Annotated in this window: 25 protein-coding genes and 2 pseudogenes; 18 read left to right on the top strand and 9 right to left on the bottom strand. The window is 69.1% G+C overall.

Annotated elements, in window-relative coordinates:
• Window positions 1–32: 32 nt before the first annotated feature.
• Window positions 33–713 (bottom strand): TetR/AcrR family transcriptional regulator, encoded by a 681-nt coding sequence (locus CP978_RS33760; protein WP_043447402.1) that lies wholly within the window; start codon window positions 711–713, stop codon window positions 33–35.
• 441 nt (window positions 714–1154) lie between these two features.
• Between CP978_RS33760 and CP978_RS33755 the strand changes: the two genes are divergently transcribed.
• Window positions 1155–2672, top strand: coding sequence for an MFS transporter (locus tag CP978_RS33755; protein WP_079162451.1), 1518 nt, complete (start codon window positions 1155–1157; stop codon window positions 2670–2672).
• A 57-nt stretch (window positions 2673–2729) separates the two neighbouring features.
• Here CP978_RS33755 and CP978_RS33750 read toward each other — a convergent pair whose 3' ends face one another.
• Complete coding sequence (locus CP978_RS33750) at window positions 2730–3308, bottom strand: TetR/AcrR family transcriptional regulator (protein ID WP_043450263.1); 579 nt, start codon at window positions 3306–3308, stop codon at window positions 2730–2732.
• Window positions 3309–3394: 86 nt separating this feature from the next.
• On the opposite strand from CP978_RS33750, the gene CP978_RS33745 reads away from it, so the two are divergent.
• The 7 genes and pseudogenes from CP978_RS33745 to CP978_RS33715 all read left to right on the top strand — a co-directional run.
• Window positions 3395–4276 carry an SDR family oxidoreductase gene (locus CP978_RS33745; RefSeq protein ID WP_043447399.1) on the top strand — a complete coding sequence of 294 codons (882 nt, stop codon included), beginning with the start codon at window positions 3395–3397 and terminating at the stop codon, window positions 4274–4276.
• 122 nt (window positions 4277–4398) lie between these two features.
• Window positions 4399–4587 (top strand): hypothetical protein, encoded by a 189-nt coding sequence (locus CP978_RS35335; RefSeq protein ID WP_063839102.1) that lies wholly within the window; start codon window positions 4399–4401, stop codon window positions 4585–4587.
• A gap of 335 nt (window positions 4588–4922) precedes the next feature.
• Window positions 4923–5285, top strand: coding sequence for a DUF2089 domain-containing protein (locus CP978_RS33735; RefSeq protein WP_043447397.1), 363 nt, complete (start codon window positions 4923–4925; stop codon window positions 5283–5285).
• Complete coding sequence (locus tag CP978_RS33730) at window positions 5285–5545, top strand: hypothetical protein (protein WP_043447394.1); 261 nt, start codon at window positions 5285–5287, stop codon at window positions 5543–5545. The genes CP978_RS33735 and CP978_RS33730 overlap by 1 nt, the downstream gene beginning before the upstream one ends.
• Window positions 5546–5564: 19 nt before the next feature.
• Window positions 5565–5999, top strand: coding sequence for an SHOCT-like domain-containing protein (locus tag CP978_RS33725; protein ID WP_043447391.1), 435 nt, complete (start codon window positions 5565–5567; stop codon window positions 5997–5999).
• A gap of 79 nt (window positions 6000–6078) precedes the next feature.
• A pseudogene (locus tag CP978_RS33720) lies at window positions 6079–6294 on the top strand (IS1380 family transposase); the annotation flags it as partial.
• 1105 nt (window positions 6295–7399) lie between these two features.
• Window positions 7400–7657: pseudogene (locus tag CP978_RS33715) on the top strand (transposase); the annotation flags it as partial.
• A gap of 296 nt (window positions 7658–7953) precedes the next feature.
• On the opposite strand, the gene CP978_RS33710 reads toward CP978_RS33715, so the two are convergent.
• The gene (locus CP978_RS33710; protein WP_043447382.1) at window positions 7954–8679 is read right to left on the bottom strand and encodes a hypothetical protein; all 726 of its coding nucleotides are present in this window, start codon (window positions 8677–8679) and stop codon (window positions 7954–7956) included.
• A gap of 295 nt (window positions 8680–8974) precedes the next feature.
• Between CP978_RS33710 and CP978_RS33705 the strand changes: the two genes are divergently transcribed.
• Window positions 8975–10114, top strand: coding sequence for a serine hydrolase domain-containing protein (locus CP978_RS33705; protein ID WP_052454463.1), 1140 nt, complete (start codon window positions 8975–8977; stop codon window positions 10112–10114).
• Window positions 10115–10222: 108 nt separating this feature from the next.
• On the opposite strand, the gene CP978_RS33700 is transcribed toward CP978_RS33705, so the two are convergent.
• Window positions 10223–10645, bottom strand: a complete 423-nt coding sequence (locus CP978_RS33700; protein ID WP_043450259.1) for a cell division protein ZapA — start codon at window positions 10643–10645, stop codon at window positions 10223–10225.
• 408 nt (window positions 10646–11053) lie between these two features.
• Between CP978_RS33700 and CP978_RS36505 the strand changes: the two genes are divergently transcribed.
• The 5 genes from CP978_RS36505 (at window position 11054) to CP978_RS33675 (ending at window position 15074) form a co-directional block, all read left to right on the top strand.
• On the top strand, window positions 11054–11335 hold the full coding sequence (locus CP978_RS36505) for an FmdB family zinc ribbon protein (RefSeq protein WP_079162448.1): 282 nt from the start codon (window positions 11054–11056) through the stop codon (window positions 11333–11335).
• Between the two features lie 19 nt (window positions 11336–11354).
• On the top strand, window positions 11355–12605 hold the full coding sequence (gene fmdA / locus CP978_RS33690; RefSeq protein ID WP_043447379.1) for a formamidase: 1251 nt from the start codon (window positions 11355–11357) through the stop codon (window positions 12603–12605).
• Between the two features lie 83 nt (window positions 12606–12688).
• Window positions 12689–12994: a hypothetical protein gene (locus CP978_RS33685; protein WP_043447377.1), complete on the top strand. Its 306-nt coding sequence runs from the start codon at window positions 12689–12691 to the stop codon at window positions 12992–12994.
• A gap of 8 nt (window positions 12995–13002) precedes the next feature.
• A complete protein-coding gene (locus tag CP978_RS33680) occupies window positions 13003–13464 on the top strand; it encodes an SUKH-4 family immunity protein (protein ID WP_043447374.1) in 462 nt (153 codons plus the stop codon).
• Window positions 13465–13571: 107 nt separating this feature from the next.
• Window positions 13572–15074, top strand: coding sequence for a metallophosphoesterase family protein (locus CP978_RS33675; protein WP_043447372.1), 1503 nt, complete (start codon window positions 13572–13574; stop codon window positions 15072–15074).
• Between the two features lie 271 nt (window positions 15075–15345).
• Here the strand turns inward: CP978_RS33675 and CP978_RS33670 are convergent, their stop codons facing one another.
• Window positions 15346–15642, bottom strand: a complete 297-nt coding sequence (locus tag CP978_RS33670; RefSeq protein WP_043447369.1) for a hypothetical protein — start codon at window positions 15640–15642, stop codon at window positions 15346–15348.
• Window positions 15643–15931: 289 nt separating this feature from the next.
• On the opposite strand from CP978_RS33670, the gene CP978_RS33665 reads away from it, so the two are divergent.
• Window positions 15932–16369: an effector-associated constant component EACC1 gene (locus CP978_RS33665; protein ID WP_207312859.1), complete on the top strand. Its 438-nt coding sequence runs from the start codon at window positions 15932–15934 to the stop codon at window positions 16367–16369.
• Complete coding sequence (locus tag CP978_RS33660) at window positions 16356–20843, top strand: caspase, EACC1-associated type (RefSeq protein WP_052454462.1); 4488 nt, start codon at window positions 16356–16358, stop codon at window positions 20841–20843. Before CP978_RS33665 ends, CP978_RS33660 begins: the two co-directional genes overlap by 14 nt.
• 369 nt (window positions 20844–21212) lie before the next feature.
• Here CP978_RS33660 and CP978_RS33655 read toward each other — a convergent pair whose 3' ends face one another.
• Window positions 21213–22193 carry a quinone oxidoreductase family protein gene (locus CP978_RS33655; protein ID WP_043447366.1) on the bottom strand — a complete coding sequence of 327 codons (981 nt, stop codon included), beginning with the start codon at window positions 22191–22193 and terminating at the stop codon, window positions 21213–21215.
• 105 nt (window positions 22194–22298) lie between these two features.
• On the opposite strand from CP978_RS33655, the gene CP978_RS33650 reads away from it, so the two are divergent.
• Window positions 22299–22964, top strand: a complete 666-nt coding sequence (locus tag CP978_RS33650; RefSeq protein ID WP_107070494.1) for a TetR family transcriptional regulator — start codon at window positions 22299–22301, stop codon at window positions 22962–22964.
• A gap of 151 nt (window positions 22965–23115) precedes the next feature.
• On the opposite strand, the gene CP978_RS33645 is transcribed toward CP978_RS33650, so the two are convergent.
• The 3 genes from CP978_RS33645 to CP978_RS33635 form a co-directional block, all read right to left on the bottom strand.
• Entirely contained in the window at window positions 23116–23823 is a 708-nt protein-coding gene (locus CP978_RS33645) for an isochorismatase family protein (RefSeq protein WP_043447363.1), read from the bottom strand.
• Window positions 23824–23930: 107 nt separating this feature from the next.
• The gene (locus CP978_RS33640) at window positions 23931–24542 is read right to left on the bottom strand and encodes a TetR/AcrR family transcriptional regulator (RefSeq protein ID WP_043447360.1); all 612 of its coding nucleotides are present in this window, start codon (window positions 24540–24542) and stop codon (window positions 23931–23933) included.
• Between the two features lie 54 nt (window positions 24543–24596).
• Window positions 24597–24965: a winged helix-turn-helix transcriptional regulator gene (locus tag CP978_RS33635; RefSeq protein ID WP_043447357.1), complete on the bottom strand. Its 369-nt coding sequence runs from the start codon at window positions 24963–24965 to the stop codon at window positions 24597–24599.
• 136 nt (window positions 24966–25101) lie between these two features.
• Here CP978_RS33635 and CP978_RS33630 point away from each other — a divergent pair, with 136 nt between their 5' ends.
• A complete protein-coding gene (locus CP978_RS33630; RefSeq protein ID WP_043447354.1) occupies window positions 25102–25752 on the top strand; it encodes an FMN-dependent NADH-azoreductase in 651 nt (216 codons plus the stop codon).
• The last annotated feature ends 6 nt before the right edge of the window (window positions 25753–25758 follow it).

The following is a 25758-nucleotide window of genomic DNA, read 5'->3' as shown; positions in this document are numbered from 1 at the left end:
GCGGGGACGCCCCCGCTCATGGGCGGGGTACTTCATCGACGGCGTCCGGTGGGGTGGGTCGTGGGGGCGGTGAGCAGTCCCACCAGCGCGTCCTCAAGGGCCGTCGCGGTGCGCGGCCAGGAGGCGCCGGGCTCGGCCGTGCCGTCGGCCAGGGTCCGTTCGTGCTCCGCGCAGGTGTGGGTGATCAGGTGCCGGGCCATCTGTCCGCGCTCGCGGCGCACTTCCGCGGACAGGGTGGACTCCAGACATCTGCCCAGGCCGGAAAGGGTCTGCCGGAGGCTGTCGCGGGTGAGCGACTCATCGGTGACCAGCGCTCGCATCAGGGGGTCGGTGAGCACCTGCACGGCGAACCGCGCCTGCCAGGACGGCACACCGAAGGCGCCCAGGTGCTCGGTCACCGGGCGGACCAGGCAGCGGACCCACTGCCGCACGTCGTCGCTGTCGCCGACGTCCTCCACATAGCGCCGGCGGATGGTTTCGACCTGGCCCCCGTGGCTGGTCATGATGGCGCGCACCAGGGCGGTCTTGCTGCCGAAGTGATAGCTGACGACGGTGGTGTTGGCCTGTCCGGCCGCCTCGCCGATCTGCCGGTTGGAGACGTTCGAAAGACCATGCTCGGCGTACAGGCGCTCGGCCGCCGCCATGATCGCCTCACGGGTCCCGGCCCCACGAAGGGATCTGCGCTCCGTCCGGTGAGTGGTGTCGTTCACCATGTCACCGGCACTTCGTGCAGCGGGGTGGCCAACACACCTTCCGTACACCGCAGTTCACCAGAGCTCGTCCGGCTCATGTCGTCTCCTCCGCTCGGTCGCCCGCCCACTAAAACCCGAGCATCTCTTTTAAATCAACCGACTGACTTAATTCCGTGGCTCGATGGGCCGAAAACACGCCTTCCCACCCCCCGGGAGGGACGGCCGAGGGCCAGGCCTCGACACCTACCGAGTCGGCCATGCGCGACCGCTCGCAGCACCGCTCCACGGTGACGGCCCCGTCCCCCGTGTTAGATTGCGCACTGCAATCCCCCTTCACCCCCGTGGGAAAAGCAGTCTGCGCACGGCGAGGGCGTACATTCACCGCCCCGCGACAGAAACAGACTGAGGACACCGTCGCCGCCGCGATGCACCACGCCGCTACTCGAACCTCGAGGAGTGTGCATGCGTGCACATCGCCCCACCACCACAGCCGGCCAGCCGACAACCGGGTCCGCGGATGCGCCCGCGTCGCTGCGGGAGGCGTGGATCGCCCTCGCAGGACTGTCCGCGGTGTTTCTCGTAGAGATGCTGGACAACTCGATCCTCAATGTCGCCCTGCCCACGATCGGACGCCAACTGCACGCGTCCACGACCGCATTGCAGTGGGTCACGGGCGCATACTCGCTCGTCTTCGGTGGACTGATGCTGGTCTTCGGCGCCGTCGCCGACAGGGTCGGCCGACGGCGGATCATGCTGGCCGGACTGTCCCTGCTGGCCGTCGCGAGTCTGGCGACGGCGTTCGTCACCTCGGCCGAGCAACTCATCGCGGTCCGGGGCGCCATGGGCGTCGCGGCAGCGATGACGGCTCCGGGGTCCATGGCTCTGGCCTTCCGCCTCTTCGACGAGGACCGGCTGCGGGTGAGCGCGATGACGCTCATCTCGACCGTCGGCCTCATCGGCCTCGCGGTCGGCCCCACCGCGGGCGGCTTCGTGCTGGCGTTCGCTCCCTGGCAGGTCCTGCTGCTGGTCAATGTGCCGATCGCCGTACTCGCCCTCATCGGCATCCGGGTCGGCGTCGCCGCAGACGACAAGGCCCGTCTGCATCGCGATCCGGTCGATGTCGCGGGTGCGGTGCTGGGCACCGCGGCGATCACGCTCTCCCTGCTCGCTCCGACGCTGTTCGTCAATGAGGGGGCCGGCTCCTGTGGCGCGTGGATGGCCGGCGCCGGCGCCGTCCTGGCGGTGATCGGTTTCGTCGTCCGCGAGCGAAAAGCCGTCCACCCCCTCCTCGATCTGAGGCTCATCGCCCATCCGCTGGTCTCCAGCGGACTGGCCCACAAGGCCGCCACCGGCCTGGCGACCGCCGGACTCGGCTACCTGGTCACCCTGCAGCTACAGCTCGACTGGGGCTGGACACCCGGGCTGGCGGCCATCGGAATGCTGCCCCAGGTCATCGTCCTCATCGGCGGCGGCGCCCTGATCACCCCCTTCGTGAAGCGGGTGGGCATGGAGACAGCGGCATGGCTCAGCTCCGCGGCCGTTGTGGCCGGGCTCGCGGTCTACTCCCTGCTGAGCGACTACGGCTACCTCTGGGTGGCGGTCGCGCTGGTGCTCACCGCCGCCGGGATGCGCATGGTCGGCGTCGTGGCCGGCACCAACGTCCTGCGCGGCCTCCCGGAGAGTCGCACCTCCATCGGCGCGGCACTCGTGGACACCTCCTCCGAGGTCGCCACCGGCATCGGGGTGGCCGTCACCGGAACGATCCTCGCGGCCCTGTTCACCGGGAACATCGCCTCCTCGCACTGGAGCACCCAGCAGGTGTCGCAGTTCCGGGACGCCGTCACGACCGCGGGACTCACCCTGACGGTCGCCTCTGCGGCGCTCGTCGGCTGGGGCGTCCTCCGTGCGCGCAGCATCACGGGCCAGCGGTCCCTCTCCGCCACGATCGCGGACGACGACACTCCGGCCCGGGAGATCTGACAGCGACGGGCCACGCGGCGACGCGCAAACAGCCGATGAGTGGGCGTGGCCGACCGGTCAGCCCAGCGATGCGCTCGCCGCACGCAGTTCGTCCAAGGCCGCCAGGGTGTACCCGGCGAGCTCGTCCTCGGCGTCACGGTCGCCCTCGGACCATGCGGCGTATCCCCGCTTGAAGGCGAGGACACCCAGCTCGCCCGCGAGTGCCGCGGTCGGGTCGGGTACGCCGCGGGCGACGAGGGCATCTGTCATCGCGGCCGCCAGACTGAGACTCTTGAGGGCGTCGCGCTCCTGGAGTTCGGTGCTGGCGGACACCGCGGCCTTCAGTCGAGAGGCGAGCTCACGGTTCACCGGGCCCATCGCACTCGAGGCACGCTCGAGACCGGCGGCGACCGCCGCGAGCGGGCTGGCACCTTCGGGTGCCTCGGCGACCCCCTCGGCCAGCAACCGGCACAACATCTCCTGCTTGGCCACCAGCAGCTCGCGCTTGTCGGGGAAGTGCCGGAAGAAGGTGCTTTTCGTGACCCCGGCGCGCTCGGCGATCTGCGCGACGGTCGTGGCGTCGTACCCCTGCTCGGTGAACAGATCGACGGCGGCGACGACGAGGCGTTCACGCGCCCCCGGTTCCCAACGAGCCATGGATCCCATCATAGCGACGGGACTCTTGTCCCATCACTCTGCTAACGTCATAAGACAAAGGTCCCATCACTTTTCAGAGGTGTTTCATGCGCGTCTTTGTCACCGGCGGCACCGGCCTGATCGGTTCCGCCGTCGTCGCCGAGTTGCTCGGCAACGGCCACACCGTCCTCGCACTCGCCCGCTCCGACGCGTCCGCGCTGGCCGCCGAGAAGGCGGGCGCCGAGGCGATCCGGGGAGGTCTCGGCGATCTGGATGTCCTCCGTGCCGGGGCCGCTCGGGCCGACGGGGTCATCCACCTGGCCTTCAGCCACGACTTCAGCAGCGCCGAGGCCGTCGCCCGGGCCGTCGCCGAGGAAAGCGCCGCCCTCGCGGCCATGGGCGAGGAACTCGTGGGCAGCGACCGCCCGTTGGTCACGGTCTCGGGTACGCCGTATGTGCCGGGCCGCGCTTCCACCGAGGCCGACCCGGTGTCGACGGACGGACCGGTCGGCGGTCGCGGCCGCGCGGTCACGGCGATCCTGGAGCTGGCCTCGCGCGGGGTGCGGAGCACGGCCGTACGCCTGCCGCGCACGGTCCACAACGAGGGCACGGGCGGGTTCGCCGGGCTGTTGACCGACATCGCACGCCGCAGCGGGGTGTCCGGCTACCCCGGCGACGGCACCCAGCGCTGGCCGGCCGTGCACGCGCTCGACGCGGCGGTCCTCCTCCGGCTCGCCCTGGAAGAGGCTCCGGCCGGAACCTCCTGGCACGCCGTGGCCGACGAGGGAGACCCGGTGCGCGACATCGCCACCGTCATCGGCCGGCGACTGGGCCTGCCGGTCGAGTCGGTGCCGACGGAGACCTACGGCCCCCTCGGCCCGATCTTCTCGGCCGACCAGCCCTCGTCCAGCACCCACACCCGGCAGACTCTCGGCTGGCAGCCGAGGCACGTCGGCCTTCTGGAGGACCTGGAGAACATCCAGCCCTGACCGGGCGAGCGGGAAGGCCCGGCGAGTCCCTGACGGTGAGCACCGTGCCTCCGCCGGGCCTTCCCGAGCGGCCGCGAACGCCTGGGCGGCGCAGGACCGGCAACGACAGAAAGGGCATACACATGGGCGTCTATGTGTCGGTCAGAGGGTGGCTTGAGTGCGACGAGACCCAACTCGCCGCCGCCCAGGAGATCATCTCGTCCCACACCGACGAGCACTACTCCAGCGGCTGGACCACACCTCGGCAGCGGGTCAACTGGACCTCTTACCTCTTCTACGGCGCCGACATCCGGGAGTCGGCTCTGGACTGATTCATGGGCCAGCTCCGAGAGATCGCCCGGATCCCGGCTTCCGATGACGACGGAGACCTCGTCCGGGGCCTGTTCCTTGCCAGTCACGAAGTCGATGGAACGACCGAGTGGCAGGTCCGCGAGGGCCGGCTCGTCGTCTCGTCCGCCGACATCAGACACCGGTACCTCGACGCACAGCCCCACCCATCCATGGATCCCCGTCGGCGGGCGCGGGAGCCCTCAGACGTAAATATTGAATATACAGCCACAGATCTTAAGTTTTCTGCATTGACCCCTTAAAAAACTCAATGTACAACTGAATGGCAAGCACGCCGCCGAGAGCACAGGAGCCGAGGGTGGACTGGCAGGACCTGACGGACCTGACCCAAGGACGACCGTTCGTGGTGGAGCGGGTCCGGCTCGCCGACAGCGGCGTCGCGGTCGAGGGGCAGTTCGAGCCGCCACAACTGGCTCAACTCGGCGTCGACGACCAGGTGTTCGTTGCCTCGTTCGTACGGTCGCACGGTTCGATCAAGGAGATGGAGCGGATCTTCGGGGTGAGCTACCCGACGATCAAGTCCCGCCTGAAGCGGATCGCCGAACACCTCGACTTCGTCGACACCGCCCCACCGTCCACCAGCGCCGCCGATGTCATCGATCGCCTTCAGCGCGGGGAGATCAGCGCCCAGGAGGCACTGTCCGAGCTGGAGGGGGCCTGATGGTCCCGCAACTGGTGACGGTGCGCTATCGCCGTTCCGACGGCCGCCGGCGCCGCCTGTACGTCCCTGTGGTGCCGGTCGTACTGGCGCTGTCACCGCTGCTGCTGCTCGCCGTATCGGCTGGACTGGTCGCCTGCTCGGCCACCCGGATCAGTCCGATGGGCGCGCTGCGCGGCACCGGGCAACTGCTGTGGGCACTGCCCGGCACCCGGTTCGAGATCGACGACGGCCGAACGGCCTTCCTGATAAGCGTCAGATGAATCGGAGAGGAAGAACGACATGAACGAGCAGCGCCGTCAGGTCCTGCAGATGCTGTCCGAAGGCAAGATCACCGCGGACGAGGCCGAGCGGCTGATCGACGTCCTCGACCGCGAGAAGCCCGAGCCGACGCCGGGCGCCGCACCCCGGTCGAAAAGCCGCCCCAAGTACCTGCGTGTGATGGTGGACGCGGCGGACGGCTCCGGTGGCGACGACGGCGCGAGCCGAGTCGACATCCGGATCCCGCTCCAGCTGCTGCGCGCCGGGGTCCGGCTCACCAGCCTCCTCCCGCCGCAAGCACTCACCAAGGTCAACGACGAGCTGAACAGGTCGGGAGTACCCATCGACCTCACGGAGCTCAAGCCACAGCACCTCGAGGACCTCATCGACCAGCTCGACGAGGTCACCGTCGACGTCGACGACCCTGACGCCAAAGTGCAGGTTTTCTGCGAGTGACACGCGCTCCAGCCTCGCGCTTTCATGAAGCGGGCCGTCCGACAGGTGGTCAGTTCAGCAAGACCGGTCTCGACCGGACGTCGGCATGACCATCGCCGACACCATCCACCAGCCCGCGCTGAAGATCCCGGCCTCGGCCTGGACCTCGGCCATCGAGACGGACGGTGAGGTCCGTGACGGTGCCTGGGCCGCCGAACTGACCTGCGACATCCTCGACGGCCACCCCAAGGGAAGGCGGCTGATCGTCCGCAAGCCGTGTAGATCTGCGCCACTGCGCCCGCGATACGACGATGGTCCGACCAAGATTCCATAGTCGGAGCCTTCGTTTGCGCTGATGGGCCGCTGCGAGGCACCGCGATCACCCGTGTGACCAGCGAGGTCAGGTCAGACGTGCGTCTCGAAGCATCCTGACTCGTCACCGATAGTAACCGTTATGCGCAGCTTGGCGCCAGAAGCGGTCGGAACGAAGATCGTCCCGTTGTAGATCTCTTTCGGCCCTCGCTTCGGCGTAGGAGTCACAGCAACGGTTGCATCCGCGGGGCGGACGTACACGGCTGGATCAGCTGGCCCCACCCCTCCGATGGCTTCCACCCGGATCAACGCGTCATGCGGCGTCTTCTGCTCCTTCGCAGTGGCAACCCAGAACTTGGCGACCCCCGAGCTCGCCGCCAAGGCAGCGGTATCGAAAGGGCCGGCTTGGACGCCGCCCGACTCAGCAGATCGTGCATCATCCGCGACCTTGAGACACCGAGCGCCCCGCGCACTGCTGGGGGGCGCTGAAACCACGCCCCTGCCGCTGGTCCCCTGTGTCGTAGTTGATGAGGAACCGGAGCCATCAGTGGCAGCGCTCTCGCAACCTGCCAGGACCCCAGCCAACAACAGGACCGCTCCACATCGCCGAGTTCGGAGTTTCCCAGGGAACACGGAACCTGCGCTCATCACCGCTCCGTTCGTTTCCTACCACGGACTCTGTTCTGTGCTCCGTCTACACCCGTGCCCGGGCTCTTGTCACGGGGCCCGGGCACGGGTGTTCAGCCAAGCGTTGGGACTACTCCGTACACAAGCAGGGCAGTTGCTTCAACCGGTCCTGCCCACTGTGAACGACCCTCCATGCGCTGCAGCGCACCAGCCTCGTCAGTACCGAACGGAACCAGAGCCGCCGGCGGCAGACGGACGATCACTCGCCCTAACCTCGCGCCTTCATGAAGCGGGCTGTCCGACAGGTGGTCAGTTCAGCAGAGAATGCCCCTGAACAGCAAGAATGAGGATTTTCGAGTTCGCCTTGTTCCCGCTGAAACCAGAGGCACTTTCCAGGTGAAGCAGCCTATAGGTTCCTATCCCTGCGTGCGTGTCCGGGGCGACGGCCGTCGGGTCGTCTCCCAGGCCGGTTCGGTCCCGCTACGGCCGCCCAGAACAAGGTCTGGCTGGAGATCGTGCAGATCGCGCTCGACCTGCTGGCCTGGATGCCCATGCTCGCCTTGGCCGGCAAGGCCCGGCTCTGGGAGCCCCGCCGCCTGAGGCTCCGCCTGTTCACCGACGCCGGACAACTCGTCACCACCGGCCGCCGCCGCATCCTCCGCCTCGCAGCCCACTGGCCCTGGACCCACGACATCACGGCCGCCCTCGACCGACTCGCTCAACTGCCGAACCCCGGCTGACCAGTAGATCTCCCTGTCTCGACGAACAGCACCATCTCGACCCGGAGCAGTGGAACCCGGCGCTCACCCGATGCGACAACCGGGCCACTGCCCTGCCCACCATCAGCCACACAAAGTGAAACGGTCCAGCGACTCCGTCGGCGGACCGTCACGAAGGATCGAGGCTAGAGGCCCCGCGCCGTCACCACTCACTTCGACAATCGTGCCTACGTCCTTCATGGGGCGGTCACCGTCGCCGCGATCCGGCTGTGGCTTCGCTTCTGAGCCCTGCCCGATGACGTCCGATTCACCGTGGCCTACCGCAGGACGGGACGGTTGGCAGACGTGTACTCCTCCGCGATGTTGAACACGCTCGCACAGCATGGGCATTCACCCTTGCCGAAGAGGTGAGCAATTCCGTCAGCGAGTGCCTCGCGGCCGTCGCGGACGGCAGTCTCGTGCATCCACCGTCCGATACCGGAGAGCCCCTCGCGCGACGCCTGCCGCAGGACACGACGGTCCACGTCACCTTGGTGCCAGTCCCTGATCGCTGAATAGCGCCCGTAGTCCCCGATGGCGATCGTCACTTCCACGGCGCAGTGGGGGCAGGTCAGGTGGTAGAAATCGTCCGTAAAGTCGCCCAGGACGGCACTCCAGTGGTACTGCTCCTTGGCCGCGAGCAAATCGAGGAAGGTGGCGAGGTAATCGACGGGCCGCGATTGCAGGTGCCGATCCAGCAGCTTACGGAACTCCGCGATCGCGCCGGCGCAGTCCGCCAGCAGATCGTCGCAGCCGTGGTGTCCTGCCGCACGTCGTAGGATCGTCCCGGCCAGTCCACGCGCCCGTGCGCTCCTCGAGGCGAGACGCACCAGGCGCGGCAGGGCGGCAAAGCCGGCGGGGAAGACGAGGTCGTGTTCGAGGACCAGTCGGTATCTCAACTCCTCCCACGCTTCGGCGTTGTCCTCGAGCTCCACCCGTTCCAGAAGCGCGGGGACGCGATCGACATCCATGTAGCAGTCATGCATCTGCGTCCAGTTCACCACCTGGGCATTAAAGCGCGGTTCAGGCGGCCGGACGACGGGGCCAAGATCACCGCCCTGCTCAGCATGGTCTCCACAGCAAGTACCGGGGCGAGAGGCTCCACGACTTCCTTGGTGACCACGGCCACGAGCCGCGCGGGTGCGTCACTGTCCAGCAGCGCTCCAGCGTATTCACCACGGCGAGGCCGCAGTTGCCAGTGCAGGTTCAGCGACCGTTGGAACGGTTCTGGTCGGAGCCGCGTTGGGCTCAACGGGCGAACCTGATCGCGGCGCCCCGAACGAAGGGGGAGGTGGGTCTGTGAACACCAGCACGGTGCCGGACAGTCCGGCGCAACGGCGCGTCGAGGAGATCCTCGCGGAGTTGACGGGATCAGGCGTGGAGGCCGGGGTGCAGGTGGCGGCCTGGTGCGACGGCGAGTTGGTGGTCGACGCGTGGGCGGGAACGGCCGACGTCGCCGAGGAACGGCCCATGGGGCCGGAGACCTTGGTGCCGGCCTGGTCGACCGGCAAGGGCGTGGCAGCTGCCCTGGTAGCGGTACTGGTGGACCAGGGGGTGCTGGCGTATGACGCGCCGGTGGCGCGGTACTGGCCGCGGTTCGCTGCGGAGGGGAAAGAGCGGGTCACTCTGGGGCACGTGCTCGCTCACTCGGCCGGGTTGCCCCAACTGCCCGCGGACGTGACCCCGGAGCGGCTGCTCGACCTGCCGGCCATGGCCGACTGGATCGCCGGGCAGCAGCCGCAGTGGGAGCCCGGAAGCGCGTTCGGCTACCACGCCTGGACCTACGGAGTGCTGTTGGCCGAGATCCTACGCCGGGCCACCGGCCGGACCTGCGACCAGTTGCTGCGGGACGAGCTGGCCGGTCCGCTCGGGATCGGTGACGAGCTGCTCTTCCATGTCCCTGAGCACCTGACGTCGAGGGTGGCCACCTGTTACGACGGTGGTTGGGCGGCGCGTCTGGAACGAATGCCGCCCGGGGCGCCGTTCTTCCGCTGCGTTCCCCACGGGGTGCTGCCGGTGGCGGAGTTGGGCAACCGCGACGATTTCCGGCGTATCGCATTGCCGGCCAACGGGATCATGACCGCGCGTGGAGCAGCCCGTCTGTATGCGGCACTGGCGTGTGGCGGTGAGCTGGAGGGTGTACGGCTGCTGTCGGCGGCGACCTTGAAGGAGGCGACCACGGGGTGGGTGAGCGGGGTGGACAGAATGATGGGCACGACCTGCACGATGGGCGGCGGCTTCGTGATCGGGGACAGCGGAGAGAAGTCCGTGCGCCCGGCGGGCGGCTTCGGCCACAGCGGGTCGGGCGGCAGTACGGCCTTCGCCGACCCGGCGCATCGGTTCTCCTTCGCTCTGGTCAAGAACAGGATGACGGTGCCCGGCCTGGACGCACGGTTGACGAGTGAGATCCGTACGGCACTCGGTATCGCGAGCGGCTGAGCTCTCGCGGACACGCACGTTCCGACGTTCCGGCGTGCCGCCCTTCCACCAGCGCACCGACACACAAGGGGCCCGGCATGCGCCGGGCACCTTGTCCGTCTCCGCTCGTCAGAGCTTGCCGCCGATCTCGCACGCCCGGCACGGCGGCTGCCCGCAGGTGCACTGCATGATGGCGTCGATGACGCCTCGGTCGTGGTAGAGACACTCGTCCTTGCAGGTGTGACGCGGTATGAACCCGGCCGGGATCTCACCGGGCCATGGCTCATGACCGTCGCGGCAGCGGGCGAACCGCTCGGGGTCGGTGGAATGCAGGTCCTGCATGCGCGAGCGCGCCTCGTCCTCCAGCTCCCGCACCCGGCGCACCAGACTCTTCAGCTCGGCGGCGATGCCGGCGTACTGGTCGGCGCCGGTCCTCACATGTGCGGCCCGCAGGGCCATCATCGCGTTGCCCAAAAACCTGCCGGCGTCCTGAAGGTCGGTCACGTGATGCAACTGAATGCCGTTCACGCCTCGTACCCACACGGCGTCCATGTTGCTCACCGATCCGCCCTCCCGGCGTTCTTCTTGTTTTCTTGTCGGCACAGTATGCGCGGCGCCGGAGCCCCGCATAAGAGAACAAACTATTCACCGAAGCTAAAACCCTCACCCGCAAGCGTCCAGTGAATTCGGAGTGAATCGCCTCACTCCGCTCCCTCGCCCCGGACCTTCACCGGTTCCGCACGGCAGCCGACTGATCGATGTGACCGCCCGCACATGCATTGATGTGCACGCCACGGGCCGTCTGAGCCCGAGAGGGGTGGTCGGGCCGTCCCTGACTTGACACCCGCATGGGTGGGACGTCTCCTTGAAGAGAGGAAATGGACCTGCGTTTTCGCAGCGCGCCACAAACTCATTTTCGCGGGATTTCATGAGTGTCCAACGTTTCCGGAGCGAGCGATAATGGCCACTTACGAATACTTGTGCGGCCGGTGCGGCCCTTTCGATGTGAAGTCGGCGGTCGGAAAAGCTCCGGCGGTGTATGACTGCCCGGTCTGTGCGCGGGCTGCGAGGCGTTTGTACTCCGCGCCCGGCCTGTCGTTGACCTCGAGAGCGTCCGCCGCCCTCCGCGAACGGGAGGAACGGTCCCGTGAGGCCCCGGCAGTGGTCTCCGAGGTGCCGCTGCGTACCGGGCCGGAGTCAGGGCCGAAACGCCCACCGCACCCCCCGCTCCCGCGGCCCTGAGTTGATACGAGGAGCCGTCATGCCCGAAATTCTCTTCAGTGTGGACCAGAGCAAGTCGATGCGCGAACAGGACGTTCCCGGTCACAACAGATGGCACCCGGACGTCCCCGACGTCGCCATGGTGAAGCCGGGAGCGGAGTTTCGGCTGGAGTGCCGTGACTGGACCGACTGCCAGATCGGCAACAACGACTCCGCAAACGATGTGCGCGACATCGACCTGACCGTTCCCCATATGCTCAGCGGCCCCATCGGCATAGAGGGCGCGGAACCCGGCGACCTGCTCGTCGTCGACCTGCTCGACCTCGGCCCCGTCCCGCAGCAGACCGGGAACGCGGCGGGTCAGAGCTGGGGCTACACCGGGATCTTCGCCAAGGCCAACGGCGGTGGCTTCCTGACCGACTACTTCCCGGACGCCTACAAGGCGATATGGGACTTCCACGGCCAGCAGGCGACCTCCCGTCACCTTCCCGGGATCCGGTTCACCGGGATCACCCACCCCGGGCTGTTCGGAACGGCCCCCTCCGCGGAGATGCTCGCCCGCTGGAACGCCCGTGAGAAGGCGCTGATCGACACCGACCCGGACCGGGTCCCGCCCCTCGCCATCCCGCCGGACAGCACCAATGCGCTCACCGGCACGGCCACCGGCAGCATCGCCGAGCGCATCGCCGCAGAGGGCGCACGCACGGTCCCCGCCCGCGAGAACGGCGGCAACCAGGACATCAAGAACTTCACGCGCGGTTCACGGGCGTTCCTGCCCGTGTATGTCAAGGACGCCAAGTTCTCGGCGGGCGATCTGCACTTCAGCCAGGGCGACGGGGAGATCACCTTCTGCGGCGCCATCGAGATGGGCGGCTTCGCCGACTTCCACGTCGACCTGATCAAGGGCGGCATGGAGAAGTACGGCATCACGACCAACCCGGTGATCATCCCGGGCAACGTGGAGCCGCAGTACACGGAGTTCCTCACCTTCACCGGGGTCTCCGTCGACCACGACACGGACACCAACTTCTACCTGGACGCGACCCTGGCGTACCGCAGGGCCTGCCTCAACGCGGTCGAATACCTCAAGAGGTTCGGCTACAGCGGCGAACAGGCCTATCTGCTGCTGGGCTCGGCACCCGTCGAGGGACGCATCAGCGGCATCGTCGACATCCCGAACGCCTGCTGCTCGCTGTACGTGCCCACCGCCATGTTCGACTTCGACATCCGGCCGTCCGCCGCAGGTCCGGTGAAGGCCGACCGCGGCCGGGCCGCGCTGACCAGCGCCTGATCCCACCGGACCGGATCACGGCGGGTGCCGATCAGACCGGTAGGCTCTCATGAACGGACCTTGAGCAGATTGCGAGCCGCGCAGTGATACGAGACCTTTACAACGTCCGGCTGCGCCCCGCGGAGAGCATCACCACGCCGCTCACGGACGAGGAGGAGCGGCGCTTCCAAGCCGTGTTGTTCAGCGAGCTCGGCAACAAGATCGCCGACCGAGGCTGGGTACGTTTCCCGGCGTACACACAGGAAGACCGCCGTCGGCTGGTCGCCCTCGCGCACCGCCTCACCGCCCACTGGGGGCAACGGGTGTTCGTCGAAGCCGAAGACCAGTGCCGCGTCAGGCTCTACCTCGCCGGACACGAAGTGCTGCCGGAGTCGGCGGCACGGGCTTAGCTCTCGGTATGAAAGACGCTGAACTCGCCTCGCTCCTGGCCGGATGCGCTCACTGCCCGTACCCCGGGGCATGGCAGGACTCCCCCTTCAGTGAACGCACGGTCGACGGTGTGCGGTATGCCCTGGTCGCGGTCGACCCAGGACTGAGCGCGCTCGGAGTGCGGCGTGACGACCGCTCGTTGTGGTACCTGCCGGAGGACGACGCTCCCCACCTGGTGAACTCCAGCGTCGAGGCCTTCGTCGCCTTCAACCGCGCCTATGAGGAGGCCGCCGCCGAGGCCGCCGCATATGAGGGGCCCGGCGTCGGTCCGGGCGACGCCGAGGCCGTGGACCTGGCCGAGCAGGCCGCCGACGCGCTCACAGAAGCGTTGCTGGAACGATTCGGAGCACATGATGCCGAGGCCGTCGCCGACGAGAACTCCTTCTGGCACATCGGAGCCGAGGAACTGGGCTATGGCATGAGTGTGTGACCACGAACGCCTCGATTCAACAGGCGAGTTGGCCGTGCAGGGGGCCTGGCGTCGAGATCGCCGGACCCCGCTCGTACGCCGGGCATGATCGTTGTTACGGTGCCCGGGTGTCTGACTCCTCACGCGACACTGTCGCAGGCGCCGGCTGGACGGCCGCCGAACCCGGCTCGTACCGGGAGTTATTGCCCGCCAGGGTCCAGAAGCTGTCGTGGCTCGACCCGCGTGTCCTCTGGGCCGCCCGGAACGGCGTGGTCGCCTCCTGGTTCGGGGATCCCACGGGCCGGACCCGGGCCCGGTGGGTGGCACAGCGGGCGGCGGCCGGCGCCCCAGCGGACAAGGTGATCCGGAGGCAGGAGGCGGACCGGTTCTCCTTCATGGTCATCGGTGACACCGGCGCGGGCGATGACGCCCAATACGCCGTTGTGCCGGGCTTCCTGAACGCGAGTCAGGGAACGTCGTTCGCCGTGATCGCCAGTGATGTGATCTACCCGGTCGGAAGCACCGACGACTACGACACCAAGTTCTTCCGCCCGTACCAGGACTATCCGTCCCCCGTCTACGCGATCCCGGGGAACCACGACTGGTACGAGGACCTCGGCGGTTTTATGCGCGTCTTCAGTGACGACGCCCCGCCGCTGCCGCCCGAACCGGGGCCCCGGCCCCTCAGCCGCGCCTGGTGGCGTGCGCTGCTGTGGCACCGGCCGCGTCCGGTGGACGAGCAACGCTTCACCGAGGCACAGAAGTTGAGGTCGCGTCCGGGCCAACAGGCCGTCCAGCCGGGCCCGTACTGGGCGATCGACGCCGGGCCGGTACGGATCGTCGGCATCGACACCGGCCTGCTCGGCACGATCGACGCCGAGCAGGGCGCCTGGCTGCGAGAGGTCTCCCGAGGACCCCGCCCGAAGATCCTCCTCACCGGATCGCCGCTGTACGTGGACGGCGAGCACCACCCGTGCGCCATCGACGGCGGCGGCACGGTCGACGACATCGTGCGCGACCCGGCCCACCGCTATGTGGCGGCGATAGGCGGCGACATCCACAACTACCAGCGCTATCCGGTGGATGTGGACGGCCGCACCGTCCAGTACGTCGTCTCCGGCGGCGGAGGCGCGTTCATGCACGCCACTCACACCATCCCGCGTGTGTCCGTCGCGAACGTCACGGAGTCGGACTTCCGCTGCTATCCGCTGCGTGGTGACTCGCTGGCCTTCTACAGCGGACTCTACGGCCGCCGGTTGCGGCTGCGCCGCTTCTTCACGCTCAGCGAGGCCGAGGCGATGGCCGTCGTCGCCGAGCGGTTCGGCGTCCCGTCCGTCCGCGCCAACGGCGCACCGGTACGGGTCACCCGGCGCGTTCGTCTGGTCGCGAGCCTGCTCGGCGCCGGTCGTCCCCCGGAGCGCCGGGCCCGGTTCCGCCTTCCGGTGCGCGAGCTCTACACCCAGCTGTTCTCACCGGGTTCGGCCACGTACAGCCCGCCGTTCTTCAAGTCGTTCCTGCGCCTGGACGTCACTCCGGAGGCGGTCCGGTTGCGCTGCTTCGCGGCGACCGGCGGGCGAGCCCAGGAGATCGACCCGCCCGTCGAGGACGAGGTCACCATTCCCCTGACCTGACGGGGAAGGCCGGGCTGCGCACGGTCCATCCGATGGGCCGTGCGCAGCCCGAACGGGCCGGCCAGGACCGGGACGGCTTCGGCTGCTGCCGCTCACCCCCTACCAGTTGATCTCGGCCGCCAGGAAGGGCTCGTTCTCCGGAGCCTTCTTACGGGCCTCCAGGAGCCGCTGGCTTCTCGAGCCGATCGTCACAGCACGCACACCCGGCTGAGACAGCGGACGCAGAGGCCCCTTGTGGTCGGCGTCGCGGTCGAGCCCTGGTCGGGGCTCATCAGGGTGTGTCGCCGGAGTGGTAGAAGCGGCACATCACACCCAGGCCGGGCGCGCGCGGCTCGTCGGGGCGCGGGCCGTACAGGGCACGGCCGCCGGGCCACCGGGACAGTTCGGTGGGCAAGGGGGCGCCCACGTCGATCTCGTCCGGCCGCCAGCCCGTGATGTCCAGCAACAGTCCGTCCAGCGGCCCTCCTACGAGCGAGGCGTAGGTCCGGTGCGGGAGCGGTCCCGGGTCGGGGTCGTCGTGGTCACGGCCGTAGACCCGGCCGCGCAGCAGCTGCTCATCGCCGTTCATCCCTCCAGCCTTAGAGCTCCGAACAAAAGTGGGGTCCGATCAGCGGGCGGTGTCCGGTGCGTGCGATCGCAAGGCGCCGGAAGGTCCTTGTAGCGGAGCTACCAGGGCCTTCCGGCAACGCGGCGAGCGTGCGTGCCGGGCGCCGCCCGCCGGGCCCCACTTTTGTTCGGAGCTCTTACAGCCGCCACCGACATCGGTACTCCGACAGCGCGGGTCGGCGGCGTCGGGACGTCGGGACCACGCAGGAAGTCTCACCGATCGTCGTTCTGGTGGGCGTCCCTCTGCCAGGATGGTGAAGGTTGTGGGCCACGGGCGGCGGGAGGCCTGGGTGGACGAGCGGATGGTGGTCGAGGTCGTCGGCGATCGGTCGGCCGACGAGCTTCGTTCGCTGCGTGACTGGCTGGTCGCGGAGGAGGAGCTGCGCGGCCGGGTGCGGCTGGAGCTGCCTCCGCCGGAGCCCGGTGCGCTGGGTTCGGTCGTGGAGGCGCTGACCGTCGCGCTCGCCCCGGGAGGCGTGGCGACGGCTGTCGCGAGCGTGCTGATCTCCTGGCTGCGTCGGCGTACCGGCGACGTCTCGGTCAAGGTGGTACGGCCGGACGGGGCATCGACCGAGTTCAGTGCCACCAATGTCAGCGGCCTGGACGCGGCGCAGATACAGCGGATGACCGCCGAACTCTCCCGCTCCCTCGGCCCCGTCGGCGATCGGGAACCCGATGACGCGGGCTGACCTGCCCCGTGCGTCCTTGGAGACCGGCCTCAGCTCTCCCGGATCCCGCGCTCTGCTCATCGGCACCGGACGGCACCTGCCCGGTTCGCGACTGCCGGACGTGCCCGCGGTGTCGGACACCGTCCATGAGCTCGGCCGAACGCTGGTGGACCGCTGCGGGCTGCGGCCGGAGAACCTTCTCCCGCCGCTGCTCGATCCGAGAGACCCGATCGAGTTCGGCAACGCCGTCATGGCGGCCGCCCGGCAGGCCGAGGACGTCCTGCTGCTCCACTACGTCGGTCATGGGCTGGTGAGCCCGGGCAACGAGCTCTATCTGGCCACGGCCGCGACGGACGACCTGGCCGAGGGGCTGGCATTCAAGGCGCTGCCCTATCAGGCGGTGCGCGACGCCCTCAGCAACTGCCGGGCGCGTTCCGTCGTCGTGGTGCTGGACTGCTGCTTCGCCGGGCGCGCCCAGGGTTCCTTCGGTACCGCCGCCTCCGATGCGTTCGCGCTGGCCTCGCTCAGCGGCAGTTATGTCCTCGCTTCGGCCTCCCGGGACGAACAGGCGCTGGCGCTGCCGGGCGAGCCGTACACGGCGTTCACCGGGGAGCTGGTGCGCTTTCTGCGCGAGGGAGATCCGGGCGGCCCGCGGGAACTCACCCTCGAGGGTGCCTACCGGCATCTCCGCCGTGTCCTGCCGCTCCGGCAACTCCCCGCACCGCAGCGGCACCTCAGTGGCAGGGCCGGCGACCTGGTGCTGGCGGCCAACCCGGTAGCCGCACGCCGTCCCACGCCGCCGACCGTCCCGGCGGCGTCGGAGCCACCCGACGAACAGGTCTGCCCGTATCCGGGCCTCGATCCCTTCACCGCCGACGACGCCCGGTTCTTCTTCGGCCGGGCCCCGGTCACCACCGAGCTGCTCACTCGGCTGGCCGAATGGTCGCAGGACGGTGGTCCGGTCGCGCTGATGGGGCTGTCCGGCGCCGGAAAGTCCTCGCTGCTGCGCGCGGGCCTGCTGCCCGCCGTCAAGCGCGGCGAGCTCCCGCTGCCCGGGGCCGGTACCTGGCCGCAGTTCATCCTCACCCCCGGCGAACATCCGATCGACAGCCTGGCCGGTCAACTGGCCGGCCCGACCGGATGCCCGAAGGCTGAGCTGGCCGCGGAGTTGCGCGAGGACCCGGCCCGCTCGGCCCACCTGATCCGTCGCGCGTTACGCCGGCAGGGAGGAGGTGCGGACATACCGGGCGGGAGACTGCTGCTGGTGGTGGACCAGTTCGAGGAACTGTTCACCGTCTGCCAGGACGAGGACGAACGGAGGCGCTTCATCGCGGCGATCTGCTCGGCCGCGGCGAGCGACCAACCCGGCGTCGGCGCGCCCGCCTTGGTGGTGCTCGCGGTCCGGGCGGATTTCTACGCGTCCTGTATGGCGTACCCCGACCTGGTCGGTGTGCTCAAGCACCGCCAGTTCCCGGTCGAGCCATTGACGCCTGAGCAGCTCCGCGAGGCGATCGAGAAACCCGCCGAAGTGGCCGGGCTGGAGCTGGAGGCGGGTCTGGCCGACACACTGCTGCGTGATCTGCGCGCCGACCGCGAGTTCGCCGGCGGCACCCTTCCGCTGCTGTCCTACGCCCTGTGGCTGACCTGGGGCTGCCGCGAGGGCCGTACTCTGACTCTCGCCGGGTACGCCGCGACCGGCGGGATCTGGGACGCGATCACCCAACAGGCCGATCTCACCTATGACAGCCTCGCCCCGGACGCCCGGCGAGCCGCCGAGCTGATGCTGCTGGGCATGGTCCGGATCAGTGAGAGCACCGAGGACACCCGCCGGCGGCTCAACCTCGCCGATCTGCTGGCGCAGCGCCCGCCGGACGAAGCCGCCGCCGTCGCGGCCGCCCGCGACGGACTCGTCGCCGCGCGCCTGATCACCCTTGACGGCGACACCGCCCAGATCGCCCACGAGGCGCTGCTGCACGCCTGGCCACGGCTGCGCCGCTGGATCGACACCAGCCGGGCCGGCCTGCTGGTCCAGCAGAAGCTCCTGGACGCGGCCGAGTCCTGGGAGAGATCCGGACGCGACCCGAGTGGTCTCTATCGTGGGAGCCAACTGGAGCTGGTCCGGGACCAGTTCGGAGACCCCGGCCGGAGCGGCAGCCGACTCGGCCAGTCGGCGACCGAGTTCTTCACCGCGAGCGCTCGAGCCGAGCGGCAACGCCGCCGCGTGCGGACGGGAACGGTCGTCACGCTGGCCCTTCTGCTGGTGGCATCGCTGGTGGCGACCGGCTTCGCCGTGAAGGGACGCGACGACGCACAGAGGCAGCAACGAGCCGCGCTCGCGGAGGCGTTGGTGCGCGACGCGGACTCCGCCCGTCCCAATGACCCACGCCTTGCGCTGCAACTCGGCATCGCGGCCGACCGGCTCGACCACACTCCCGCGACGACCGCGAACCTCCTCAGCAGCCTGTTCACCCCCTATGCCGGCACCTTGTCGGGACACACCGCCGCGGTGGTGGACGCCGCGTTCACGCCCGACGGGCGGACGCTGGCCACCGCGAGCCAGGACGGCACCGTCATCCTGTGGGACACCGGCGATCCCCAGCACGCCCGGATGCTCGGCCGGCCGCTGCCAAGCCCCGACCACGGGGTGTACGCAGTGGCGTTCAGCCCGGACGGGCATGTCCTCGCGGCGGGCGGCGGTGACCGGGCCGGGCACACCGTCCAGATGTGGGACGTGAGTTCGCCCGGACAACCGCGCCGTCTGGGTGAGTCGTTGACCGGCCCGGCCGCCGTCCACACCATGGGCTTCGCGCCGGACGGACGCACCCTGGCGGCCGGTGCGGCGGAGGGCGGGGTCTGGCTCTGGGACACCAGCGATCCTCCGCACGCCCAACCGCTCGGACAGCCCCTGTCAGCCCAGAACGCGGACATGTCGTCCATGGCCTTCAGGCCCGACGGGCACCTGCTGGTGACCGGCGGCGCCGACGGCACCGCCGTTCTGTGGGACATGACCGACCGCACTCGCCCCCGGCGGTTGAAGAGCCCGGTCAGCCACGCGGGCGGGGTGACCGCCCTCGCCTTCACCCCTGACGGTCGCACGCTCGTCGTCGGTGGCGGAGACGGCAAGGCCGACCTCTGGAACGCCGGTGATCCGAGCCATCCCGGCTGGATCGGCCAGATCCCCGCCGGAGACGCCCCGGTGGAGGCGCTGGAGGTGTTCCGGAGCCAGATCGACATCGCACTCGCCGACCATTACACGACCGTATGGGACACCTCGGCCCCGTCCGCTCCCCGTATGACCGCCAGTTCCATCACCGGAGCGTCCAACCGGACCAGCGCGGTGGCCTTCGCCCCGCACGGCGCCCTGCTCGCGACCGGGAGCGCCGACAACACGGTGATCCTGTGGCAGAGCAAGACCGACAGCGGAAGCGTTCCGCTTTCCGCCCGCCTCGGTGGCGACTCCAGTGGTGTGCAGGCCATGGCGCTCCGCTCGGACGGCCGTGCGGCGGCCACCGGCGGAGGGGACGGCAAGGTGACCCTGTGGGATCTGGCCGATCCCAAGCATCCCGAGGGGACCACGCCCAAGAGCGCGCGCCATGGAGACAGGGTGTTCGGGCTGGCGTTCAGCCCCGACGGACGCATACTGGCCAGCGGCAGCCTGGACCGCACCGTGATCCTCTGGGACAGCAGCGACCCTCACCGTCTCCGGAAGATCGAACAGTTCACCGCCGACGGCGGCGGAGTCGACGGGCTGGCCTTCAGTCCCGTGGGGCACACCCTCGCCACCGTCGGCGGGGACGCCGCGATCACCCTCTGGGACACCTCGGACCCCTCCCGTCCCCGGCGGATCGGCCGACCGCTCCGGGGCCACAGCGCGGGGGTGGACGCGGTCGCCTTCAGTCCCGACGGACGCACCTTGGCCACCGGAAGCTGGGACGGTACGGCCAGACTGTGGAACATCGACGACCTGGCCCGGCCGCACCGACTGGGCAAGCCGCTTGCCGGCCACACCAACTGGGTCTCCTCCGTGGCCTTCAGCCCTGACGGTCACACCCTCGCCACCGGCAGCCTGGACTCCAGCATCATCCTCTGGGACATCACCGACCCGGCCGAGGCACGCCATCTCGGCCCGCCGCTCATCCAGCACGGCAGCTGGGTCCTCGGACTGGCCTTCAGCCCCGACGGTCACACCCTGGTGTCCGGCAGCGCCGACTACACCTCGATCCTCTGGGACGTCACAGACGTGGTCCACCCCTATGACCTCGGTGTGGTCGGCAGCCATCACACCGACGCGGTCACCTCCGTGGCGATCAGCGCCGACAACCGCACCCTGCTGACCGCCTCCGCGGACGGCACCGTCAACCTGAACAGCCTCACCAAGCTCAACGATGTGCGCACACGCGCCCTCGACCTCGCCTGCGCCCGCACCGCGCAAGGGCTGAGCGCCGAGCAGTGGGCCCACTACATCCCCGATCTGAAGTACCGGCGCACCTGTTGACGGCTGCCGCGGCAGTGGAGGAAAGCCGGAGGCCACCATCTCGTCGACGCCGTGAGCCCCCAGCCGGTCCGCGAAGAAGTCCGGGGGGATGGGCACCGCGATCGGCCACTCGCCGCGTCGGCGGATGACCGCAAGTGCCTCCTCCGGTCCGCCGATCCAGGGCACCCGTGCGAAGACGTGCGCCACGAGCCCGGGTGCCGGCAGCGGTCGAAGACTTCGGGCTCCGGGGGGCCGCCACGGCACCCACGTCCGCCGACCGCGCCACCATGCCCCCTGGTCCTGGGCCGGGTCCGGGTCGGTGTGGAGCGCGCCAGCGAACACCCGAGGTCGGCGCTGCCCCACCCCACGGTGGACGTCATCCCTGCCGGGTTACGGAACGAGGACGACGCGGCCGTTGACCGAGTGGTTCTCCAGCTTCTCGTGTGCGGTCGCCGCGTCGGCGAAGGGGAGGATCTCGATGTCGGGTTCGATGAGCCCGGCAGCGACAGCCTCGAGTGCGGCGCGGGCGGCCGGCGGAATGGTCTCGGGGTGTGCCGGGATGTATCCGCCGGCGTTGAATCCGGCGACGACAGTGTTGCCGTACCACATGGCGTTGCTGGGGATGGTGTGCTCCCAGTCGCCGCTGGCGTTGCCGACCAGGAGCAGACGGCCGGACGGAGCGAGCAGGTCCAGGCTCTGTGTGCGCAGGGTGCCGCCGACGGGGTCGACGATGACGTCGAACTTCTCCTGCCCGAGGGCGCCCGGCAGGTCGTCGGAGTCGACGACAGCGTCGTAGGGCAGTTTGGTGGCGGCGGCCGCGCCGGTCCTGGCGGTGCGGACCGTGCCGACGATCCGGGAAGCTCCCAGCTGCCGGGCGATGCCGGGGAAGGTGGCCGCGAAAGCCCCCAGGGCACCGTGGACGAGGACACTCTCGCCCGCGGCCAGGTGGATGGCGCCGGTGAGCGCGATGTGCGCCATGATCGCGTTGGGGACGGCGGCGACGGCGAGGGCCGGATCGATGCCGTAGGCCTCGGTGGAGATGACGCGGTCCTGTTGGCTGATGAAGACGGACGCGTATCCGCCGGTGCCGTTCCCGGGCAGCGCCACCACCTTCTCGCCCACCGTGAAGCCGGAGACCCCCTCGCCGAGGGCCCGCACGGTGCCCGCGACCTCGAGGCCGGGCACATACGGCGGCTGGGGCAGCCCTTCCCGGTCCTTGTACAGCCCCTGCCGCGCGTGGAGGTCGATGAGCCCCACCGCGGCGTGAGTGACATCGATCGCGACCTGACCGGGACCGGGCTCCGGGTCGGGCAGGTCGACGAGGGTGAGCACGGACGGGTCACCGAACCGGGTGACCTGAACAGCCTTCATGACGTTCTCTCTTTCAACACGTTCGTAACGCACCCCGTGATGCGTTACGCCGAACGTAACACGAGGAGCCCGATAAGGCATCCCGGGGTGCGTTACCCTTGCCGTATGCGTCAACGAGCCCGCTCGTCCGAGGACAAGGCACGCCGCGCCGAAGATCTGCTCGCGGCGGCCGAAGCGGTCGCGCTCGAACTCGGGGGCGTGCGGTATGTGACCCTGGCGGCGGTCACCGAACGGGCCGGGCTGCATCGCACCGGGGTGCGGCGGTACTACTCCAGCAAGGAGGAACTGCTGCTCGAACTCGCGGAGCGCGGCTGGGACCAGTGGCGCGACGCGCTCTTGGCCGACGTGGGAGACCGCACCGGTCTCGACCCCGCACACACCGCGGCGGTGATCAGCACGACCCTGGCCTCGCTGCCGGTCTTCTGCGATCTGCTGACCCATGCCCCGCTGCACCTCGAAGGCGATGTCGACATCGAACGCGCCCGCCGGTACAAGACCAATGCCTTCGCCGCCCACGACGAGATCGCGCGGGCGCTGTGTCGCGCCAGCCGCATGACGGTCGAACAGATCCAGGGCCTTCTGACGTCAGCGGTCCTGCTGGCCGCCGGCCTGTGGCAGGTGTCCCATCCGACGCCCACCCTCGCCCGGCTCTACGAACAGGAACCGCGCTGGGGCCACGCCGCCCTCGACTTCCGCCTGCAACTCGACCGCCTGCTCACCGCCTCGGCGATCGGGCTCACCAGTACGCCTCCGGCCGCTCCCCCGCGCTGAGGGGAGCGGCCGGCGCCAGGCCTGCGACGGAGACCGGCTATGAGCGGGCGCTTGTCCGGTAGACACCCCCGCGGGTGGTCGTGTTCACGGCGCCACCCGCGGTGTCGGTCGCGCAGCCGTCGAGAAAGTCGCCGACCAGGGGTGCCTGCCGTCAGGCCGAACGAAGGTGACCGACGGTCTGCTCGGTCGACCACACGGCACTGGCCAGGAAACGGAAGTTGATGACGGCGGCCAGATAGCCGTCGCCCTCGGGCAGCCGGGGCCCGGCGGTGGCGTCACGGACGACGACGGCCTCGAATCCCTGCTCCAGCAGCTCCCGGAGGTGCCCTTCGGTGCACAGATTGGCCGCCATACCGGCGAGGATCACCTGCGAGACGCCACGCTTGCGCAGCTGGAGGACGAGGTCGTTCGACTCCGGCCCCACGATCTTGTGCGGGGAGGCGATGACGGTCTTCCCGTCCAGGATGTACTCCCTGTACTCCGGCAGGAAGTCGGCGCCGGAGTCGGTGAAGCCGTCGAGGGTGAGCGGACCGGTGCGGCTGAACATGCCGACGCTGTGCATGAACTGCTCGATCGGGTCGCTGAACTGCCACTGCTGGTCGGTGGGATAGAAGTAGTGCGGTGACACGGCGACCGTGATGCCCGCCTCCTTCGCGGAGGCGAGAAGCGCACCGATGTGGCCGACGGTGCCGTTCTCCGTGATGCTGTCGCCGAAGACGGACCAGGTAGCGCCTTTGGGGCTCAGAAAGTCGATCTGCGGGTCGGTGATCACCAGCGCCGCACGCGTGAGGTCAAGTGTGAAACCGCTTCCGGGAAGTGCGGGGCCGGCGGGCTCGGCGTAGATGCTGCTGTTGGACATGAGAGAGCGCTCCTCACGAAGGGTGACTGACGACCGCGATAATAAGTGACCGGTCGTCTTTTTATAGAGTCAGCTTAGCGCCTTCTTGCCGGGCCGGCAGTCGCTTGCTACTTCACCGAAAGAGCCGACGTCCCGAGGAGACGCGGTAGTGCCACAGCCGTGAACCTCTCGTACGCATCGCGTCGCCGCCCGATACGCCCTTGCATGACGGCCCCCTCCCACGCCTCGACGATCAGGAACGCGAGTTCCTCCGGGGACACGTCACCGGGGAGTCCGCCGCTCGCCTGGGCCTCTCGGAGGCACGTGGCGATCAAACCGGTCCACCGGTCCATGATGTGATCAAGCTTCGCCCTGACCTCTGCGCTGTGGTCGGCCAGCTCGAGGGACAGGTTGCCGACGAGACAGCCCAGCGCGAAGTTGCGCTGCGCGTTGTGGTCCGTCATGGCCTGGAAGAAGGCGGTGACACGCTCGACGGACGGTCGGGACACATCCCGCAGATGGGCGCCGAAGTCCCGGTCGATGGATGCCCAGTAGTGCTCGAGCACCGCGACCGCGAAGTCTTCCTTGCTGGCGAAGTAGCTGTAGAACGACCCCTTGGGCACACCGGCGCTGTCGGTGATCTCTTTGATGCCACACCCGTTGAAGCCGTTCGTGTGGATGAGCTCGAGCCCCGCGGCAAGGAGGCGTTCACGGACGAGCGGATTGGCTGGTCGCGGCATCCTTCGATAATAACCGAACGGTCAGCTATCAGGCGCTGAGGCTGACGGAACCGGTCACGGAAGCGGTTCTCCGCACGCCCCGCCCTCGGGCAGATGCTCCTCGGCCCACTTCCCGAGGGCCAGCAGGGAGGGCTTCAGCGCGGCACCGGATTCCGTCAGCCGGTACAAGACACGCAGCGGCGGCCCCTCCTCCACCTCGCGCACCACGATTCCCGCGGTGCCGAGTTCGGACAGCCGGTCGGAGAGCATGCGCTCACTGATGCCGGGAACGGCACGGCGCAGGTCGGCAAAGTGTGCGGGCCCCTCGACCAGGACCGCCACGATCGGGCCTGTCCAGCGCTTCCCCAGCAGTTGAAAGACGCGGGTGATACCTCCGTCGACCCGCTTGCACGCACCGATGTCATGGCTCCGCTCGACCGTCATGCCTCCAGGATACTGCGCCGCCTTTTGGAGCTGAGAAAAAGTAAGCACCTATGCTATCTATAGGTACGTACGAAAAATTGGCACGTGAGCGGCGGTCGCCCCGGCTGTCCGCCACTGCCGCTGATGGGAGATCTTCGTGGCCACGCTTCTGCACATCGATTCGTCCGTGTTCCCCGCCTCCGCCTCCGCCTCCCGTGCGGTGACGAGCGCCTTCCGCGAGGCCTGGCAGGAGCAGCACCCGGAGGGCACGGTGATCTACCGCGACCTCTCCGCCGGCTCCGTGCCGCACATCACGGCCGACGCCCATGGCGCCGGGTTCATCGACCCCGCTGCCCACACCCCCGAGCAGGCCGCCGCCTTCGCCGAGCGCCTGCAGCTGATCGAGGAGCTGGAGCGCGCCGACGCGGTACTGATCGGCGCCCCGATGTACAACCTCTCGATCCCCTCGACCCTCAAGGCCTGGCTGGACAACGTCATCCTCTTCGGCCGCACCGCAGGCGAGAGCCCTTCCGCCCAGGGCACGCCGGTCACCGTGGTGGCCAGCCGTGGCGGTTCCTACGCTCCGGGCACGCCGAAGGAGTCGTACGAGTATGTGCAGAACTATCTGACGGCCGTGCTCGCCGACATGCTGAGGCTGGACCTCGATTTCATCGTGCCGGAGCTCACGATGGCCCCGCACAACCCGGCCATGGCCGAACTGGTCCCGCTGTTCGAGTCCTCCCGCGAGCGCGCGCTGCAGGACGCGGCCACCAGGGCGAAGAGCCTCGCCGAACGCTTCGCCGCATGACAGCGG

Source organism: Streptomyces nodosus (assembly GCF_008704995.1).
Lineage (GTDB): Bacteria > Actinomycetota > Actinomycetes > Streptomycetales > Streptomycetaceae > Streptomyces > Streptomyces nodosus.
The sequence above is the reverse complement of the archived record's forward strand: the minus strand, read 5'-3'. Positions and strand labels throughout refer to the sequence as shown.